Below are 16,079 nucleotides of genomic sequence, written 5' to 3'. Positions count from 1 at the left end.
TCTTTACGCGCCGGCGACGCGCCAGATCACGTTGCCGACGTCGTCGGCCATCAGCAGCGACTTCTTGTCGGGGCCGATCACGACGCCAACCGGGCGGCCGTAGGATTCCTTCTCGTCCGGGGACAGGAAACCCGACAGGATGTCGCGACCGGGGCCGGAGGGCTTGCCGTTCTCGAACGGGATGAACACCAGCTTGTAGCCGGACAGCGTGCTGCGATTCCAAGAGCCGTGCTGGCCGATCACCATGCCGTCAGGGAAGCCCGGCAGGGTGCCGGCAGGCATCCAGCACAGGCCGAGCGAAGCGGTGTGGCCACCGAGCGCGTAGTCGGGCGTGAGCGCCTTGGCGACCATCGCTGCATTCTGCGGCACGCGGTCGTCCACGGTCTTGCCCCAGTAGCAATACGGCCAGCCATAGAAGCCGCCGTCGCGCACCGAGGTGAGATAATCCGGCGGCGTTTCGTCGCCGAGACCGTCGCGCTCGTTGACGACGGTCCAGAGGACGTTGGTGTTCGGCTCCCAGGCAAGACCAACGGGGTTGCGCAGGCCCGCGCCAAAAATGCGGTGCGTGCCGGCGGCGAGATCGAGCTCGTAGATCGCGGCGCGGCCTTCCTCGACCTCCATGCCCATCTCGGCGATGTTGCTGAGCGAGCCGACGCCGGCATAGAGCTTCTTGCCGTCGGGGCTGGCCAGCAGGCTGCGCGTCCAGTGGCCGCTCGGCTTGAAGGTGGTGAGCCGCTTGCCCGGCGCAGTGATGCGGTCAGCGTTTGCGACATAGGGGAAGGCCATCACGCCGTCGGTGTTGCCGACATAGAAGGTGTCGCCAACCAGCGCCATGCCGAACGGCTGGCTGAGGTTCTCCATGAAGGCGCCGCGGGACTCGGCCACGCCGTCGCCGTCCTTGTCGCGCAACAGCGTGATGCGGTTGGCGGACTCGCCGAGCGCCGCGGCGCGCCGCATCGTCGCCTGCATCGCGTAGTGGAACACCGACCTCGGGGCGCCCGCGATCTGCGTCGCCTCCGCGATCAGCACGTCGCCATTAGGCAGCACCTCGATCCAGCGCGGATGGTCGAGGCCGGTCGCGAACGCATTGACCTTGAGCCCGGGCGCGGCCGTCGGCTTGTGGCCTTCGCTCCAGCCGCGCGCGGTCGGCATCTTCAGCGTCGGCAGCGCGCCTTGCGGCTTCGCTTCGGGAATCGACGGAGCTTGGCCCCAGGCCGGCGCCGGCGTGGTGCCCGACAGCTTGCGCCACTGCAGCGCGATGCCGCCGACGAACGCGACGAACTGCGCAAAGATGCTGGAAAATGTCATGAAAATCCCCTGTCGAACCTGCGGCACTGTCCAACGACGGATTGTCCAGGATTCGTCCGAAGCCCCGCGCGGGCCAGGACCTGATCTCTACCTGATCGTCGACCTCTCCAGATCCACGATTGCGTGCCGTCGTGACTTTTGCGCGCGCATCCAACTTGGTAGTGACCAAAAGGTCAACCTGCGCGGAACTCAGCCGAGGTCTATTCCCGCGGAATGGCAGCCGATCGAATTTGCATAGGGGATCAGCGGCGAACCTGCCGCTCCAGCCGTCGCGCGCTGCTGAAATCCTCGATGTGATGGACGTTCGGGGTGAGCGCGGCTTCCTTGGAAAGGAGATGATAGACGCGCGCGACCGTGCGCTGCTTCAGCTTCGGCCGCCCGGGCGGCAGCGCCCGCGCCTTGCGGACCGCCGCAATCGCGTGCGCGCGAAAATAATAGTAGGCATCCGACATGGCTCGATGCTCTGCGGCTGGTGCAGGTGTCGAGGTAACGGGCGATCGGAGGGGCGGTTCCTCTAGGTGTCGTCCCGGCCCAGTGCGCAACTACGCCGTGACGACACCGAGGGTATGGCTGCTTGCTACGTTAGCAACGTAGAGCTGGAGCGCTGTCTCGTCGTCACCGCGGCGACAGGAACGGGATGATCATCGGCACACGGCGGCAATAGGCGCCGTAGGCATCCTCGCCGAGCTCTTTCGACAAGAACACCTCTTCCATCCGGCCCTTCTGCCACATGCCGAGCGAGATCAGGATCGCGCCGAGGATCGTCGTCACCGTGCCGATCGCGATGCCGGTGACGAGCATGCCGAAAATCAGCCCCGTGTAGATCGGGTGCCGCACGATACCGTACGGGCCGGTGTCGATGACGCGGTGGTCTTCCTTGTGGGTGATGGTGTTGGACCAGAATTTTCCGAGGTGCAGCCGCCCCCACCAGGCGAAGGCGATGCCAGCGACCGAGAGGACCGCGGCGATGGAGATGCCGATATTGCCGAGCACCCAGAGCGGCTTCCAGCCCATGACTTCCGCAATCCACGGCGTGTACAGGATGCCGCCGACCAGGATCGGCAGGCGATAGCGCTGCGACTCCAGCGTCATGACCTGCTTCTTGGTCCGCCCCTGCCAGAACGAGGCGCCAACCCAGCTGGCGAGAAAGGCGAGCCAGATCAGGGCCAGGAGTTCGGTCGGCCAGGTCGTGGTCCAGCCGCCCCAGGCGACAGAGAGAAGCTTGCTGAAATCGAAGGACATGCGGAAAGGTTCTTTGGGTTGGGGAGCAGATCAGCTCGCGCGCGACGAGAGCGCGTGATGCTCGATGGCATTGGACGCGGCCTGGCCGCCGCGGGCGAGCAGATGGGTGATGGTTTCGCGCAGCACCGGCTCGATCGGGCGTGGCGCATAGCCAAGCTCGTTACGGGCCTTGCCGATTGAAAGGTCGCTGGCGGCAAGCGCGATGCGCACGCCCTCGGCGGTGCCGTTGGGCGGACGGCGGGTGATGCGATTGGAGATCGACTCCAGCATGATGGCGGAGAGCTCGGCGATCTTGCCGGGCACGACGACCGGATATTGCCGCCGTCCGCTCATCGCCGACATCATCCGCAGGATCTGGCCGAGCCGGACGCAGTCGCCGCCGAGGATGTAGCGCTGGCCGATGCGGCCGCGCTCCATCGTCAGCACCAGGCCCATGGCGACGTCGCGAACGTCGACGAGGTTGACCAGGAAGTCGAGATGCGGCTGCACCTTCTTCTGCAGGAAGTACCACAGCATCGCGGTGGGCGGCGTCAGATTGTGGTCGGCGGGGCCGATCGGCATGGTCGGCGTGCCGATCACGAGCGGGAAGCCACTGGCTGCGGCCCTCGCAGCGTGATGCTCGGCGAGCGACTTCGATCGCGTATAGGCGCCGGGCATCGCGTCGGCCGGCTGCAGCGCCTCCTCGGCGGAAACGCCGTTGAGGTTCGCATAAGGAAACAGGATCGATTCCGTCGAGCAGTGCAGGAAACGCGACACGCCGCGCTTCATCGCAGCCGCAAGCACGACCTCGGTGCCGCGGAAATTGACGTCGTGAAAGTCCCGCTTGTTGGCGACCCACATGCCGGGCAGGCCGGCGAGGTGATAGACCTGATCTACCTCGGACAGCGCAGCATCGACCGCGGCGCCGTCCAGCACCGAGCCGTGCACATATTCAACGTCCGCGTTCGCGACGGACGGCGGCCGGACATCGAGAACACGCACCCGCTGCCCACGGGCGCGGAGCGCTTCGACGAGATGCTGTCCGATGAAACCGCTGCCACCGGTAACCAGTACTGGAGCCATGAAGTAGGTTTTGCTGTTCCGCTTCGAGAAAGCTATCGGGTTGAAAGGGAGTTGCCCCGAAGAGGCGCGAGAATCGCGGCAAGGTCGCGACGAAAACCAAGTGCAATGTAAAATTTTGCCATGACGAACATCGGTCCAAGCAGGAAATGCGTGGGGTGGTCGACCATCGACGGCTGCCGCTCCTCGAACACCCTGTGGCCGACGATCTGCGATGCGACGCCGAGCACGATCAGCACCGCAAAAATCGACCACATCATGGCAATCGAGACCTGATTGCCGATCGCGGTTGCGACCGAAAGCAGCACGATCATGGAGACGAGGATGCCAAGCCCGACCCCGGCGTCCAGCATCAGCCAGTACACCAGTACGGGCAGGGCCAAAATCACCGCCAGGCTGACCTCGACCCCGAACACGGAGAAATGGACCAGCGTCAGCGGCAGCGTCGCGCCGGTGAAGAGCAGGAGAATGCCGACCACATGCATCGCGCAATTCCAGGGGTCGCGATGGTATTCGACATAATCGGCCAGTTGGCGTTGAAAATAGCCAGCCATCTTGGTCTCGTGCGGCACGGGGTCGGGGAAGGGCGAAGACTGCCTATAGCACCTGATAGGGCAGTGCACAAACTGGCGCTATTGTCGCGCAGGACCGTGCTGTCGCGCTGTGAGACAGGTCACAAAACGGTTAGAAGTTCAAAGGGTTCCGCCGGCCGTGGCGCGCGTGCACTCAATGCTTCTTGGCGGGCTTTTTCGCTGCGGGCGCAGGGGCTGCTGCGGGATGCGCAGGCGCTTCATCGGGCAATTTGGCAAAGGTCAGGATTTGCAACTGGCCGTTGACTGCCGAGGTCGGTTTGGCACGGTCGAGGATCTGCTCCTCGCCGAGGCCGATCGGCTGCAGCCGCTTGGTCGAAATCTTGAACGTGTTTACCAGCACGTCGCGAATCGCATCCGCCCGGCGCTGGCTCAGGATCGCGTTGGCTTCCCGCGTCTTCTGATTGGACTCGACATGGCCGACGATCAGGAACGTGTAGGGCAGCAGCGAGGCGTGAACCATTGCGTCGGCGATCCGGCCGACGGTCTGGTAGGAGTCCGGCTGGATGATCGGCGTATCGGCGTCGAACTGGATCTGGGCGTTGAAGGCGGGCAGCTTGGCCAGATCGGGCGCGATCAGCGGCCGGTTCACCGGACCCGGATCGTTCTTGATCCTGGCCTTGGCCCGCTCCATCACTTGCTGCTTCAACGCGGGGAGGTCGACCTCGGCCGCCTCCTCGAAATGATTGAGCTTGCCGACGATGTCGTCACGGGTCGGCGCTGTCTGCGCGCCGGCTGTGCCCGCGAGCAGAGCGAGGCCCAATGCGAAACCGATTCCGGCGGTGATGTGCCTTGTTGCGCGCATCATCGATACCCCGCGTCGTCGACGGCCTTCAGGCAGTTGTTGCTGATGCCCTTGGGCGTCGAGATCAGGCAGGGGACCGACTTGCTGGTCTCCTTGGTCGAGCCGCCGCAGACCTTGACGATCTCGCGCTGGCAGGCGTTCGCCACCGTGACACGGGCGGCGACGCGCTTCTGGATGGCATCGAACGCCGCGAGGTAGGCGCTCTGGCACTGCTGGGAAAGCACGTCACGGTTGCGGGACAGGCACTCCTTCAGGCGGGTTGAGTCCGGATTGACGCCGCGGCAATTGGCGACGATTTCCGCACCGCAACTCTTGGCCAAGAGCCCGATCGAATCGCCAAAGCTCATGGTCTCCGCCGTCGCAAGCGACGGCATCCCCAATGCAAGCACGATCAGTGTGATGGAGCCCCGGACCATGGACGCATCTGATACGGGGAAGTTCGCGGTGGTCAAGGGCTGTTCGGGCGAGAACCGTCGAGAGTCGGCCAGTGCGGCGAACAGTCCTCACTCCGCAGCGTCGGCTGGGGGAGGAGATTCGATCAGGGCGACCATGTGTCTCCCTAGGTCGTCGGCAAATTCGGGGGCGGCCTTAGTTCGTCCAAGGTCCGCGGGGTGGGGAGTTCGCGGCCGGCGTCGGTCAGCTCCTGCGAGTGCCTGAAGCCGTAGTGCAGTCGGACCGGCACCGGTCGCTGGTCGCGGTCTCGCGGATAACGTTCGGCAATGGGCAAACAGAGGAGATTCGATACCTACAGCCATTCTTCTCTTACAAATTCCGCGCAGACCGATTACGTATTTAAAAAGGGGTGTGGGCAGGGGCGTTCTAGTTTTGGGTGCATACGCGCAAGATTTACGAAGGGCGGCTTTCCGGCATCTCGAAGCGGCCGAAATACTCTCTGGGACAAACCGAAAGGATGTTGCTGGGTATTTGTATGGGATGGCGGCTGAATGTGCGCTGAAGTATCTAATGACCCTTTCGGGAATGCGGCCTCTCCCTGCCGACCAGCGGCGGAATGATCCCTTCTACGCGCATTTTGAGGAGCTAAAGACTCTTTTGCGCAATGCCCCTCTAGGTCGGAGATCCGGCGAGCTACGCAAATACGCCGAAAGATCCTCGTTTATGCAGCGATGGGATGTAACCATGAGGTATTCTCACGGCAGGGACATACTGTCCGAATGGGTCGACCGATGGCGAACTGACGCCAAAGAAGTCGTCGGTGCGATGGATATTTAGAGCTAAGTGATGATAACACGCTTCGATGACGGCCTTCCGCGACTTTGCGAATTCATCTCTGAGGAATTTGGAGCTGAGTTGTTGTCGCGTTCGGCGATACTGCGAGACGCAGGTGGGCGGCTCTCGATAGTTCTACCTGAGCGCAAAGCCGAATCAGAGCTCGAACGTTTGGCCTTGAAATTGAGCGGTGCGCTTGGTGCCTATGCGAGGCCGGACGGTGCGATCGTAGATTCCGAGTATCCTGGCGCTCAAAGGTTGTTGGACGAAGCAGGTCGGCGGCCGACTACAACGGTGGGTAGCTTTTCGGTTAAGCTGCTTGACCGGCGTATCGTTGGTTCTGACTGGTTGAGGCCTCCCGCGGCGGCACGGGGAAAAGCGCCTCGAATCGTATTTGCGAGCTTGAAGGGTGGAGTGGGTCGTTCGACTGCTCTCTGTGTGGCGGCAGCGCACTTATCGCGAAAGGGGCGCCGCGTTCTAACAATTGACTTCGACTTAGAGGCCCCCGGAATTGGCTCTATGCTCTTAGATGTGCATGAGCTGCCTGAATTCGGCATGCTGGACTATTTGGTGGAGGCAGGCCTGTCGAACATTGATGACGAGTTTATTACGGAGCTAACGGGGGACTCTTTTCTTGGCGCCGCTGGAGCAAGAGTTTCTGTAATTCCGGCGATCGGCCGCCGAACGCTTGAGCATCCGGAGAATGCGCTTGCTAAGATTGCAAGAGCATATTTGGATGTTCCGCAGGAGAATGATCCGCCAAAGACTATCACCGATCAACTCGCGGACTTATTGGCTCGATACGATTCTCTTGGTGCGTACGATGTCGTGTTGATAGATGGCCGCTCTGGCTTGCACGAGACGACTGCATCTTTGGTCCTTGGAATTGGAGCCGAGGTCCTGCTGTTTGGCCTGGATCAACCTCAAACCTACCAAGGCTATCGATTGTTGATGGGCCAGCTAAGTCAGTACCGAGCAGATGCCTCAGATGATTGGCGCGATCGAATTTCATTCGTACACGCCAAAGCCGCAGATTCCGTCGAGGCGAGGGACGATGCTGCATCGAAGTTTCAAGCTCTCTTGAATCCCTTAATGTTGCGTCCTCAGGTTGAAGGCCTGCCGAAGGAAAGGCTAACTGAGAATGATTTCGATCTGGACTGGCAAGACACCGCAGAGGTGCCCGAGGAAGATCTGCTTGAGGGGCAAGTGCTCTACGTACTTGAGGACACTCGCTATCGACAGTTTGATCCCGTTGCCGACAGAAAGATGCTGGATGCGCGTAGCTATTCCTCCACTTTTAGTTCTCTCCTAGACTACATCGATTCAATAGCGATCGAGCCAAGCTCTGACGACGCGGAAGATCAACAGGCATGAATGAGATCGACCATAGGGCAATTCGGAGAGGACTCGCCGCGCTGGATGCTTCCGCTGCTCACACCGCCAGTGGCGACAGTCGAGCCAAGGTGGAAGAGATATTTGCTCCGGAACAGCATGCCGGAGCGCTCGACCCGAACGCAATTATCGTTTTGGGTGCGCGAGGCGCCGGTAAGAGTTTTTGGGCGGGTGTCCTCGGCGATGATGAGACGCGCAACGCCGCGGCCGAAGCTTACCCGAACCTGGGATTGGACAAGTTGATTGTTCGATTTGGGTTTACTGGGATGGCGAACGACGGCTCGGTAAGCCGACAGACGATCGATGCCCAAGTTCCAAGGAATGAGGAAACGACGCTTGCCCCACTTCTATGGAGATGCGTGGTTCTGCGTTCTTTGACATCGGCTCTCCATCCAAAAGCGAAGCCTCCGCTCATTTCCGAGATGATGAAAAAATATGCAGATCCCGAAAAGTGGGAGAGCGATTGCGAAGCTGCCGATCGACGCGTCGCTGAGAAGGGCAAGAAGGTTCTTGTGATCTTCGACGCACTTGATTCCATCGCGATGGATTGGGAGCGCTTACGTGATCTGACCGACGCGCTTCTCGAAGTCGCGTGGTCGACAAGAGGATACAAGGCCGTTCGCCTGAAGCTATTTCTTCGTCCTGATCAGATGCGCGATTTGGGGCTGCGCTTCGTGGAGCTTCCAAAGCTAGTTTCCGGCGCCACGAATTTGGAGTGGGATGGTGTAGACCTTTACGGAATGCTTTTTGCTCGGTTGGGTGCCATCGAAGAACCCACAACAAAAAGGGCATTCCTTACTATGCTCCAGACCGAGGGCATCAAGCCGCCTCCAAGAACCTTAAAACGCCTCCGAAGTTGGTCCTTGTCATATAGGCGCGCGGATCAGCGCCGCTTGTTTCGGACCATGGCCGGGGAATATATGGGACGAAGTCATAAGAAGGGTCGAACTTATGACTGGCCCATAAGGCATCTGGCAGATGGGCACGGTGAAGTTACTCCTCGTAGCTTTCTGACCTTGATGATGGAAGCCGCTCGCTTTACGCCCGTACCCCAAGATCAAGTTATTTCTGCGGAGGGAATTCGTCACGGGCTCCGAGAGGCTTCGAAGGTTCGCGTAAATCAGCTTGATTTGGAATTCCCGTGGATCAAGCGCGTTCTCGCGCCTCTTTCCGGACTTCAGGTTCCATGCAACGCAGCACAGATTGCTGCCCGTTGGAACGAGACGCGAACCATCCCGGCAATCATGAAAAGAGCGAGCGGCGGCGAATTCTTACCTCCCTTTAACCCTAAAGCAGAGGGCGATGAGGACGTTAAGCTGCGCGCCACGCTCGTTAGAATTGGAGTCCTGAATCAGCGCTCTGATGACAGGTTCGATATGCCGGACCTCTTTCGAGTAGCGGCCCGTCTGCTCAAGAAGGGTGGCGTGGCACCGTCTTAGTCACGCCCGCTGCACAAAACTATCCACGACCTTCTTCTCACCGGCCTTGTCGAAGGCGATGGTGAGCTTGTTGCCGTCGATCTTGGTGACGCGGCCGTAGCCGAATTTCTGGTGGAAGACGCGGTCGGAGAGCGAGAATTCGGACGTCGTGCCGGTTGATTTGGCGACCAGCTCGCCTTCGATCGTCATTGGCCCGCGGCGGCGCGAGGAGAAGCTGCCGAAATCGGGGCCGGATGACGAAGAGGACGAGAAATTCGAGGCCTCTTCGTCGAAGCCGCCGTGCCCGCCGCCGCCATTGCGGCCGCCGCCACGGTTGCGATTGCTTTCTCGGTTTGCCTGGGCGCGCTGCCAGCCCGGCGTCGAATAAGTCGAGCCGAACGCTTCCATGTCGTCGAAGCGCGAGGCGCCGTAGCCGCCGGTGCCGCCCCAGGCCGAGCCGCCCTTGGATTCCGTGATCTCGACATTGGCCGCCGGCAATTCGTCGAGGAAGCGCGACGGGATCGTGGTCGACCAGGTGCCATGGATCCGGCGGTTGGTCGCAAAATAGATCTTTGCCCGGCGCCGTGCGCGGGTCAGGCCGACATGGCCGAGCCGGCGCTCTTCTTCGAGACCAGCGCGGCCCTGTTCGTCCAGCGTGCGCTGGCTTGGGAACAGGCCTTCCTCCCAGCCGGGCAGGAACACATTGTCGAATTCGAGGCCCTTGGCCGAGTGCAGCGTCATCAGCGACACCGCGTCGTCCTCGGCGCCGCTGTCGCGATCCATCACCAGCGAGATGTGTTCGAGGAATCCCTGCAGGTTCTCGAACTCCTCCATCGAGCGCACCAGCTCTTTGAGGTTCTCCAGCCGGCCCGCGGCGTCCGCCGAACGGTCCTTCTGCCACATCTCGGTGTAGCCACTCTCGTCGAGCACGATCTGGGCGAGATCCGTGTGCGCGGTGACCTCGCGTTGGGCGCGCCAGCGGTCGAATTGGGCGACGACGTCGCGAAGCGATCCGCGCGCCTTCGGCTTCAGCTCGTCGGTCTCGACCACGGCCCGCGCCGCCTCGAACAGCGGGATGCGGCGCTTGCGGGCGTGGTCGTGCAGCATCTGCACGGTGGCATCGCCAAGCCCGCGCTTGGGCACGTTGACGATGCGCTCGAAGGCGAGATCGTCGGCCGGCGAGTTGATGACGCGCAAATAAGCCAGCGCATCGCGGATTTCGGCACGCTCGTAGAAGCGCGGGCCGCCGATGACGCGATAGGGCAGGCCGAGCGTGACGAAACGGTCTTCGAACTCGCGCATCTGATAGGACGCGCGGACGAGAATGGCGACCTCGTTGAGCTTCTCGCCCTTGCGCTGAATCTGCTCGATCTCCTCACCGATGCCGCGAGCTTCCTCCTCCGAGTCCCACGAGCCGGTGACCGTGACCTTCTCGCCGTCGTGGTCTTCGGTGCGCAGCGTCTTGCCGAGCCGGCCTTCGTTGTGCGCGATCAGGTGCGAGGCGGCGGCCAGGATGTGGCCGGTGGAGCGGTAGTTGCGTTCGAGGCGGATGACCTTGGCGCCGGGGAAATCGTGGTCGAAGCGCAGGATGTTGTCGACCTCGGCGCCGCGCCAGCCATAGATCGACTGATCGTCGTCGCCGACGCAGCAGATGTTTTTGACGTGGGAAGCGGCAGTCGCCACTGCAACATGCTCTGTCATTCCAGGGCGATGCGTAGCATCGAACTCCGGTGCGCAATTGCGCACCTGAGAATCTTGATCGTTGGACTCATCTCCAGATTCTCCGACGTGCAATTGCACGTCGTAGTTCAGGCCTTCGGCCTGCCCCGGAATGACGGGAGGCGTTGGCTTTGTCGCTGCCGGCGCCTGCGACAGCAGCCGCAGCCACAGATACTGCGCGACGTTGGTATCCTGATATTCGTCGACCAGGATGAATTTGAAGCGCTGCTGGTATTGCCGCAGGATATCCGGGTGCTCGCGGAAGATGCGGATGTCTTCGAGCAGCAGATCGCCGAAGTCGGCCGCGTTCAAGATCTTCAGCCGCTCCTGATAGCTCGCATAGAGCTTGCCGCCTTTGCCGTTGGCGAAGACGGCGGCTTCGCCTGACGGCACTTGGGATGGCGTGAGGCCGCGGTTTTTCCAGCCGTCGATCAACCCGGCCAGCATGCGCGCCGGCCAGCGTTTGTCGTCGATGTTGTCGGCCTGCAGCAGCTGCTTGAGCAGACGCACCTGGTCATCGGTGTCGAGCACGGTAAAATTCGACTTGAGCTGCGCCAGCTCCGCATGGGTGCGCAGGATGCGGCCGCCGATGGAGTGGAAGGTGCCGAGCCACGGCATGCCCTCCACGGCGTGGCCGAGCATCTGGCCAAGCCGGTGCTTCATCTCGCGCGCGGCCTTGTTGGTGAAGGTCACCGACAGGATCTCGGCGGGGCGGGCGCGGCCCTGGCTCAGGATGTGGGCGATGCGCGTGGTCAGCACGCGAGTCTTGCCGGTGCCGGCGCCGGCCAGCACCAGAACAGGGCCGTCCAGCGTCTCCACAGCCTCGAGCTGCTCCGGATTGAGCCCGGACAGATATTTCGGGCCTACGGAGGCGCGCGCACGCGCGGCGATGCCGCCGGCTGCGGGCTGGTGGTCGGGGACGCCTGTGATCTTGCTCGGCTCGGTCATGCGAATCATTGGCCCACGATGGCACCGCGCCGTCGCGGGAGGGAGCCTTCATAACAGGGATTGGAGGCTATATGGGGCGGCCGGGACGGGTTTTCCACGTGCGCAGCGGGGCGATTTGTTCCTCGCTGCCAGGCGAATTTCCAGCGGCGGCGGGCCGGAACCAATGTTCCGAGCTGGAGATTGTCTGTGCAAGTGAGGCGCGTCAGGCGCGCCGATCGCAGACAGACATCGAAACAGAGGTTTTGACCATGCTTGGCTGGGTTGTGACGTTTCTCGTTATCGCACTGATCGCGGGTATCCTTGGCTTTGGCGGCATCGCCGGCGCTTCGATCGAAATCGCCAAGATCATCTTCTTCATCGCGGTCGTCCTGTTCCTGGTCTCGGCCGTGGTCGGCCTCGCCCGCGGCCGCAGGATCTAGCCGCTTACCGCTTCGAGGGCATCGCCACGTTTCGGCCGATGCCCTCGGGCCGCGGCATGGCGCTGTGAGCCTCGACGACGGCCGCAATGCGCTCGCGGATATCAGGCGGAAACGCCGCCACCTTGCGCGAGCCCATGTCGATGTGCAGCGACATGTTCTCGGACGTGGCCGACAGCCAGCCTTCGGTCGCATGCCGCAACTCCTGGAACGTGTGCAACCGCTTGTCGTCGGCCTCCAGCAGCCAGACCGAGACCTGCACGGGATCGCCGAGATGGATCTCGCGCAGATACCGCACATGGCACTCGGCCGTGAAGGTCGAGCCGTTGCGCTCCTTCATGTAGGTGGGGCCGATCCCGAGCTGCAGCCACATCTGATCGATCGCCCGGTCGAACATCACGTTGTAATAGGCCATGTTGAGATGGCCGTTATAGTCGATCCATTGCGGCTCGATCTGCATGATCGAAGAGCGGAACGGCTCGGCTTTGGGCGCTGAAGCGGCAGTCTCCGGCATATGTCATTCCCCAGCTATGCGTCCGGTCGCTTGACTTGACCGGTCGGATGTCCTTTGCCACGGTTCTTCTCGTCGGGAGGAATGTCCGTGGGTACGACCATCACCAATAATCCGCCGCGGCCGGCGCCGAAAGCCCTCGCAAGCGCGCTGGAGCAGCTTGCCGCACGCTTCGGCAGCCGCCTCATCACCTCGCAGGCCGTCCGCGAGCAGCACGGCCATACCACGACATGGATCGTCAACCAGCCGCCGGACGGTGTGGTGATGGCGCAGGAGACCGCCGACATCCAGGACGTGGTGCGCATCTGCGCCAAAAACGGCGTGCCCGTCATTCCCTTCGGCACCGGCACCTCGCTCGAGGGCCAGGTCAACGCGCCCGCCGGCGGCATCTCGATCGATCTGCGCGACATGAACAAGGTGCTCGCGGTGCATGCCGAGGATCTCGACTGCGTGATCCAGCCCGGCGTTACCCGCAAGGCGCTCAACGAGCATCTGCGCGACCAGGGCCTGTTCTTCCCGATCGATCCCGGCGCGGACGCCTCGCTCGGCGGCATGGCCTCGACGCGCGCCTCCGGCACCAACGCGGTGCGCTACGGCACCATGCGTGACAGCGTGCTGGCGCTGAAAGTCGTGCGCGGCGATGGCGAGATCATCACCACGGGCACGCGCGCCAAGAAGTCCTCTGCTGGCTATGACCTGACGCATCTGTTCGTCGGCGCCGAAGGCACGCTCGGCATCATCTCCGAACTGACCATTCGGCTCCGCGGCATTCCCGAGATGATCGCGGCGGCCGCGGTGTCGTTCGAGACCGTGCATGGGGCGTGTCAGGCCGTGATCCTGGCGATCCAGACCGGTATTCCCGTGGCGCGCATCGAGCTGCTCAATGCCGCGCAGGTGAAGGCCTGCAATTCCTATTCGAAGCTGACGCTGCCGGAGACGCCGCTGTTGCTGATGGAATTCCACGGCAGCGAGATCGAGGTCGATGCGCAGTCGAAGGCGTTCGGCGAGATCGCCAGGGATTGCGGCGGCGGCGATTTCTCCTGGACCACCAAGCCGGAGGACCGCACAAAACTGTGGCAGGCCCGCCACGATGCCTATTGGTCCGTCAAGGCGCTGCGGCCCGGCGACAGCATCGGCGTGGTTGCGACCGACGTCTGCGTGCCGATCTCGCGGCTTGCGGATTGCGTCGGCGAGACCGAGGAAGATCTCAAGCGGCTCAATTTGTTGTCGCCGATCGTCGGCCATGTCGGCGACGGAAATTTCCATTGCTCGCTGGTGTGCGACACCAACGATGCGGCGGAGATGGCGCGCGGTGAGGAGTTCATGCACCGCCTCGTCGAGCGCGCGCAGGCGATGGACGGAACCTGCACTGGCGAGCACGGCATCGGCCAGGGCAAGCAGAAATATCTCGAGGCCGAGCTTGGTCCTGAAGCGCTTGATGCGATGCGTGCGCTGAAAAAGGCACTCGATCCGGAAAACATCTTCAACCCCGGCAAGATCGTGCCGGAGGCGTAGCGCCCGCCTGTTGCGCCGCAGGTCGCGGAACTTTCGGCCACCAGACCGGTTCCATTCTCGACAAATTCCGATGCTTCAATGGCGCGGCTCTGCGGGAGGATGCGATGTTGCGACCGGTCATTGGAATTGCCGTGATGGCGTTTGCCTGCATGCTGGCGGGCACGGCTCTGGGCAAGGGCGGCGGCGGACACGGAGGCGGGCATGGTGGTGGGCACGGAGGCGGGCATGGTGGTGGTCATGTTGGTGGGCATGGCGGTGGCCATCACGGCGGCGGCCATTTCGGTGGTCACGGTTTCGGGCACGCGCATGGTGGCGGCGGGCATCATGGTGGGGTGCGGTTCGTAACCGGAGCCCGACATGGTGGCGCGAGCTTCGGTCAGATCCGCAACGCGGCCGTCCGTCCCGCGAATTTCCACAATGCCCTCAACCTGCACGCCAGCACCTTCCGCAACGGCCGACTGATCAGCAATCCGGCGGCGCGAGCCCAGATCGCAGCCGCGGCAGCGCTCGCAGGCTGGCATGGCGCCAGCAGCGGATGGTGGCAACATGTGGGGGGCGGTTATGGCTGGGTCGGACCGCTGTTCTGGCCGTTCGCCTATAACGATCTCTACGACTACACGATCTGGGGCGACGGTCTCGGCTTCTGGGGCTACGGCTATCCGGACATCTATGCCGGCATCTTCGGGCCTTATGGCTATGACGGTCTCTCGGCCTATCTGCCGCGACCGCCGGGACGGCGGCAAGCGCGGGGCGTTGCGCTCGATCAGCTGTGCGGCAGCGACCGACGCGAAATCGTCGGTCTGCCGATCGACCAGATCGCAGCCGCGGTGCAGCCGACCGAGGCACAAGGCGCAGGCCTCGACGAGCTCGGCAACGCCTCGGTCCAGGCGGCGGAGATGATTCGCGCATCTTGTCCGGCGCAGGTCGCAGCGACTGCGCCCGGTCGTCTGATGGCGATGCAGCAGCGCATCGAGGCGATGGGGAAAGCAGTCGACCTCGTTCAGCCTGCCCTCGATAAATTCTATGGTTCGCTCACGGACGAGCAGAAGGCCCGCTTCAATGCCCTGGCCGAGGATCAGAGTCGCGCGACGGCTTCCAACACCACCGAGGGATCGCTGGTCCGGAATTGCGGGGCGTCCGCCGCGCTCGATTGGCCCAGTGCCGACATCGAGGCGAGGCTTCATCCCAACGACACCCAGCGCGCTGCGCTGCAAGTGCTCCAGGATACCAGCGCCAAGGTCAGCGCTTCGCTCAAGGCAGCCTGCCAGCCCAACGACGTGTTGACGCCGCCGGCGCGAATGGCCGCGGTCCGCAAGCGGCTCGACACGATGCTCGACGGCGTCAAGTCTGTTCGCGCGGCGCTGGAGGATTTCTACGCGACGCTGAACGACGAGCAGAAGGCGCAGTTCGAGTCCATCGGACCGCGTCGGACGTCCTGAATGCGTATCGTGTCGGGGAGTGTGGCGAAAGAATCATCTCGCCGATCTCGGTGTGCCTCTCTATGCTGGTCGCGGCTGAAACGCGGCAATACGGTGGCTGGAAGACCACGGATGGCGGGGCGATGAAGTGGTTCGCGAAGCAGATGCCGGCCGATATCTGGGACGAAACGATCGAAGGGCCGCTCGGCGATATCGAAGCCGCCGCGCGCATCCGTGCCATCTGTGACGCTGCGGCCCAGAGCGCCGCAGGCTCCGCCTGTAACGACAAGAGCGAGAGTGCGCGCTATGAGCGCGCCGCAAAGGTCGCGATGGAAATCGCGATGAAGATCTCCGACAGTCTGATGCGCGACGACGCAGTGCATCGCATCGTCAATCTCTGCATGGCCGCGAACGACATCAAGACGGCGCAGATCCTGTTCCGCGCGATCCACGCCAGCTGGATCCGCGAAACGGCGCAGCGGGATCACCCGGCGCTGGTGCAGTGAGGACT

At 62.7% G+C, this 16,079-nt stretch carries 16 protein-coding genes; 7 read left to right on the top strand and 9 right to left on the bottom strand.

The window, feature by feature from the left end; all coding sequences use genetic code 11:
• Positions 1-3: 3 nt before the first annotated feature.
• From JJC00_RS29640 to JJC00_RS29610, 7 genes are all read right to left on the bottom strand, one after another.
• Complete coding sequence (locus JJC00_RS29640) at positions 4-1,308, bottom strand: PQQ-dependent sugar dehydrogenase (protein WP_200469359.1); 1,305 nt, start codon at positions 1,306-1,308, stop codon at positions 4-6.
• A 242-nt stretch (positions 1,309-1,550) separates the two neighbouring features.
• On the bottom strand, positions 1,551-1,760 hold the full coding sequence (locus JJC00_RS29635) for a hypothetical protein (protein WP_200469358.1): 210 nt from the start codon (positions 1,758-1,760) through the stop codon (positions 1,551-1,553).
• A gap of 163 nt (positions 1,761-1,923) precedes the next feature.
• Positions 1,924-2,550 carry a methyltransferase family protein gene (locus JJC00_RS29630; protein WP_148775799.1) on the bottom strand — a complete coding sequence of 209 codons (627 nt, stop codon included), beginning with the start codon at positions 2,548-2,550 and terminating at the stop codon, positions 1,924-1,926.
• A gap of 30 nt (positions 2,551-2,580) precedes the next feature.
• Positions 2,581-3,612 (bottom strand): NAD-dependent epimerase/dehydratase family protein, encoded by a 1,032-nt coding sequence (locus tag JJC00_RS29625; RefSeq protein WP_200469357.1) that lies wholly within the window; start codon positions 3,610-3,612, stop codon positions 2,581-2,583.
• 32 nt (positions 3,613-3,644) lie between these two features.
• A complete protein-coding gene (locus JJC00_RS29620) occupies positions 3,645-4,163 on the bottom strand; it encodes a DUF962 domain-containing protein (RefSeq protein WP_200469356.1) in 519 nt (172 codons plus the stop codon).
• 172 nt (positions 4,164-4,335) lie between these two features.
• A complete protein-coding gene (locus tag JJC00_RS29615; protein ID WP_200474279.1) occupies positions 4,336-5,004 on the bottom strand; it encodes an OmpA family protein in 669 nt (222 codons plus the stop codon).
• Positions 5,004-5,420, bottom strand: a complete 417-nt coding sequence (locus JJC00_RS29610; protein WP_200469355.1) for a hypothetical protein — start codon at positions 5,418-5,420, stop codon at positions 5,004-5,006. The genes JJC00_RS29615 and JJC00_RS29610 overlap by 1 nt, the downstream gene beginning before the upstream one ends.
• Positions 5,421-6,243: 823 nt before the next feature.
• Here JJC00_RS29610 and JJC00_RS39035 point away from each other — a divergent pair.
• Both JJC00_RS39035 and JJC00_RS29595 read left to right on the top strand, forming a co-directional pair.
• On the top strand, positions 6,244-7,605 hold the full coding sequence (locus JJC00_RS39035; protein ID WP_200469353.1) for a KGGVGR-motif variant AAA ATPase: 1,362 nt from the start codon (positions 6,244-6,246) through the stop codon (positions 7,603-7,605).
• The gene (locus JJC00_RS29595; protein WP_200469352.1) at positions 7,602-9,062 is read left to right on the top strand and encodes a hypothetical protein; all 1,461 of its coding nucleotides are present in this window, start codon (positions 7,602-7,604) and stop codon (positions 9,060-9,062) included. Before JJC00_RS39035 ends, JJC00_RS29595 begins: the two co-directional genes overlap by 4 nt.
• Here the strand turns inward: JJC00_RS29595 and JJC00_RS29590 are convergent, their stop codons facing one another.
• Positions 9,063-11,717, bottom strand: a complete 2,655-nt coding sequence (locus JJC00_RS29590; protein ID WP_200469351.1) for an ATP-dependent helicase — start codon at positions 11,715-11,717, stop codon at positions 9,063-9,065.
• Between the two features lie 239 nt (positions 11,718-11,956).
• Here JJC00_RS29590 and JJC00_RS29585 point away from each other — a divergent pair, with 239 nt between their 5' ends.
• Positions 11,957-12,127 carry a DUF1328 domain-containing protein gene (locus JJC00_RS29585; protein WP_014493008.1) on the top strand — a complete coding sequence of 57 codons (171 nt, stop codon included), beginning with the start codon at positions 11,957-11,959 and terminating at the stop codon, positions 12,125-12,127.
• Positions 12,128-12,131: 4 nt separating this feature from the next.
• Here the strand turns inward: JJC00_RS29585 and JJC00_RS29580 are convergent, their stop codons facing one another.
• Positions 12,132-12,638, bottom strand: a complete 507-nt coding sequence (locus tag JJC00_RS29580; protein WP_200469350.1) for a thioesterase family protein — start codon at positions 12,636-12,638, stop codon at positions 12,132-12,134.
• Between the two features lie 87 nt (positions 12,639-12,725).
• Here JJC00_RS29580 and JJC00_RS29575 point away from each other — a divergent pair, with 87 nt between their 5' ends.
• The 4 genes from JJC00_RS29575 (at position 12,726) to JJC00_RS29565 (ending at position 16,074) form a co-directional block, all read left to right on the top strand.
• Entirely contained in the window at positions 12,726-14,150 is a 1,425-nt protein-coding gene (locus tag JJC00_RS29575; protein WP_200469349.1) for an FAD-binding oxidoreductase, read from the top strand.
• Between the two features lie 201 nt (positions 14,151-14,351).
• Positions 14,352-14,495, top strand: coding sequence for a hypothetical protein (locus JJC00_RS38365; RefSeq protein WP_246773966.1), 144 nt, complete (start codon positions 14,352-14,354; stop codon positions 14,493-14,495).
• The gene (locus JJC00_RS29570; RefSeq protein ID WP_246773965.1) at positions 14,483-15,589 is read left to right on the top strand and encodes a Spy/CpxP family protein refolding chaperone; all 1,107 of its coding nucleotides are present in this window, start codon (positions 14,483-14,485) and stop codon (positions 15,587-15,589) included. Before JJC00_RS38365 ends, JJC00_RS29570 begins: the two co-directional genes overlap by 13 nt.
• A 122-nt stretch (positions 15,590-15,711) precedes the next feature.
• Entirely contained in the window at positions 15,712-16,074 is a 363-nt protein-coding gene (locus JJC00_RS29565; protein WP_200474278.1) for a hypothetical protein, read from the top strand.
• Positions 16,075-16,079: the final 5 nt, after the last annotated feature.

The sequence above is a fragment of the Bradyrhizobium diazoefficiens genome (assembly GCF_016616885.1).
Lineage (GTDB): Bacteria > Pseudomonadota > Alphaproteobacteria > Rhizobiales > Xanthobacteraceae > Bradyrhizobium > Bradyrhizobium diazoefficiens_F.
This window is presented reverse-complemented; position numbering and strand designations above follow the sequence as displayed.

Coding starts and splice junctions, on each gene's coding strand:
- JJC00_RS29640 (WP_200469359.1), bottom strand. CDS start 1,308: ATGACATTTTCCAGCATCTTTGCGCAGTTCGTCGCGTTCGTCGGCGGC.
- JJC00_RS29635 (WP_200469358.1), bottom strand. CDS start 1,760: ATGTCGGATGCCTACTATTATTTTCGCGCGCACGCGATTGCGGCGGTC.
- JJC00_RS29630 (WP_148775799.1), bottom strand. CDS start 2,550: ATGTCCTTCGATTTCAGCAAGCTTCTCTCTGTCGCCTGGGGCGGCTGG.
- JJC00_RS29625 (WP_200469357.1), bottom strand. CDS start 3,612: ATGGCTCCAGTACTGGTTACCGGTGGCAGCGGTTTCATCGGACAGCAT.
- JJC00_RS29620 (WP_200469356.1), bottom strand. CDS start 4,163: ATGGCTGGCTATTTTCAACGCCAACTGGCCGATTATGTCGAATACCAT.
- JJC00_RS29615 (WP_200474279.1), bottom strand. CDS start 5,004: ATGCGCGCAACAAGGCACATCACCGCCGGAATCGGTTTCGCATTGGGC.
- JJC00_RS29610 (WP_200469355.1), bottom strand. CDS start 5,420: ATGGTCCGGGGCTCCATCACACTGATCGTGCTTGCATTGGGGATGCCG.
- JJC00_RS39035 (WP_200469353.1), top strand. CDS start 6,244: ATGATAACACGCTTCGATGACGGCCTTCCGCGACTTTGCGAATTCATC.
- JJC00_RS29595 (WP_200469352.1), top strand. CDS start 7,602: ATGAATGAGATCGACCATAGGGCAATTCGGAGAGGACTCGCCGCGCTG.
- JJC00_RS29590 (WP_200469351.1), bottom strand. CDS start 11,717: ATGATTCGCATGACCGAGCCGAGCAAGATCACAGGCGTCCCCGACCAC.
- JJC00_RS29585 (WP_014493008.1), top strand. CDS start 11,957: ATGCTTGGCTGGGTTGTGACGTTTCTCGTTATCGCACTGATCGCGGGT.
- JJC00_RS29580 (WP_200469350.1), bottom strand. CDS start 12,638: ATGCCGGAGACTGCCGCTTCAGCGCCCAAAGCCGAGCCGTTCCGCTCT.
- JJC00_RS38365 (WP_246773966.1), top strand. CDS start 14,352: ATGGTGGTGGGCACGGAGGCGGGCATGGTGGTGGTCATGTTGGTGGGC.
- JJC00_RS29565 (WP_200474278.1), top strand. CDS start 15,712: ATGAAGTGGTTCGCGAAGCAGATGCCGGCCGATATCTGGGACGAAACG.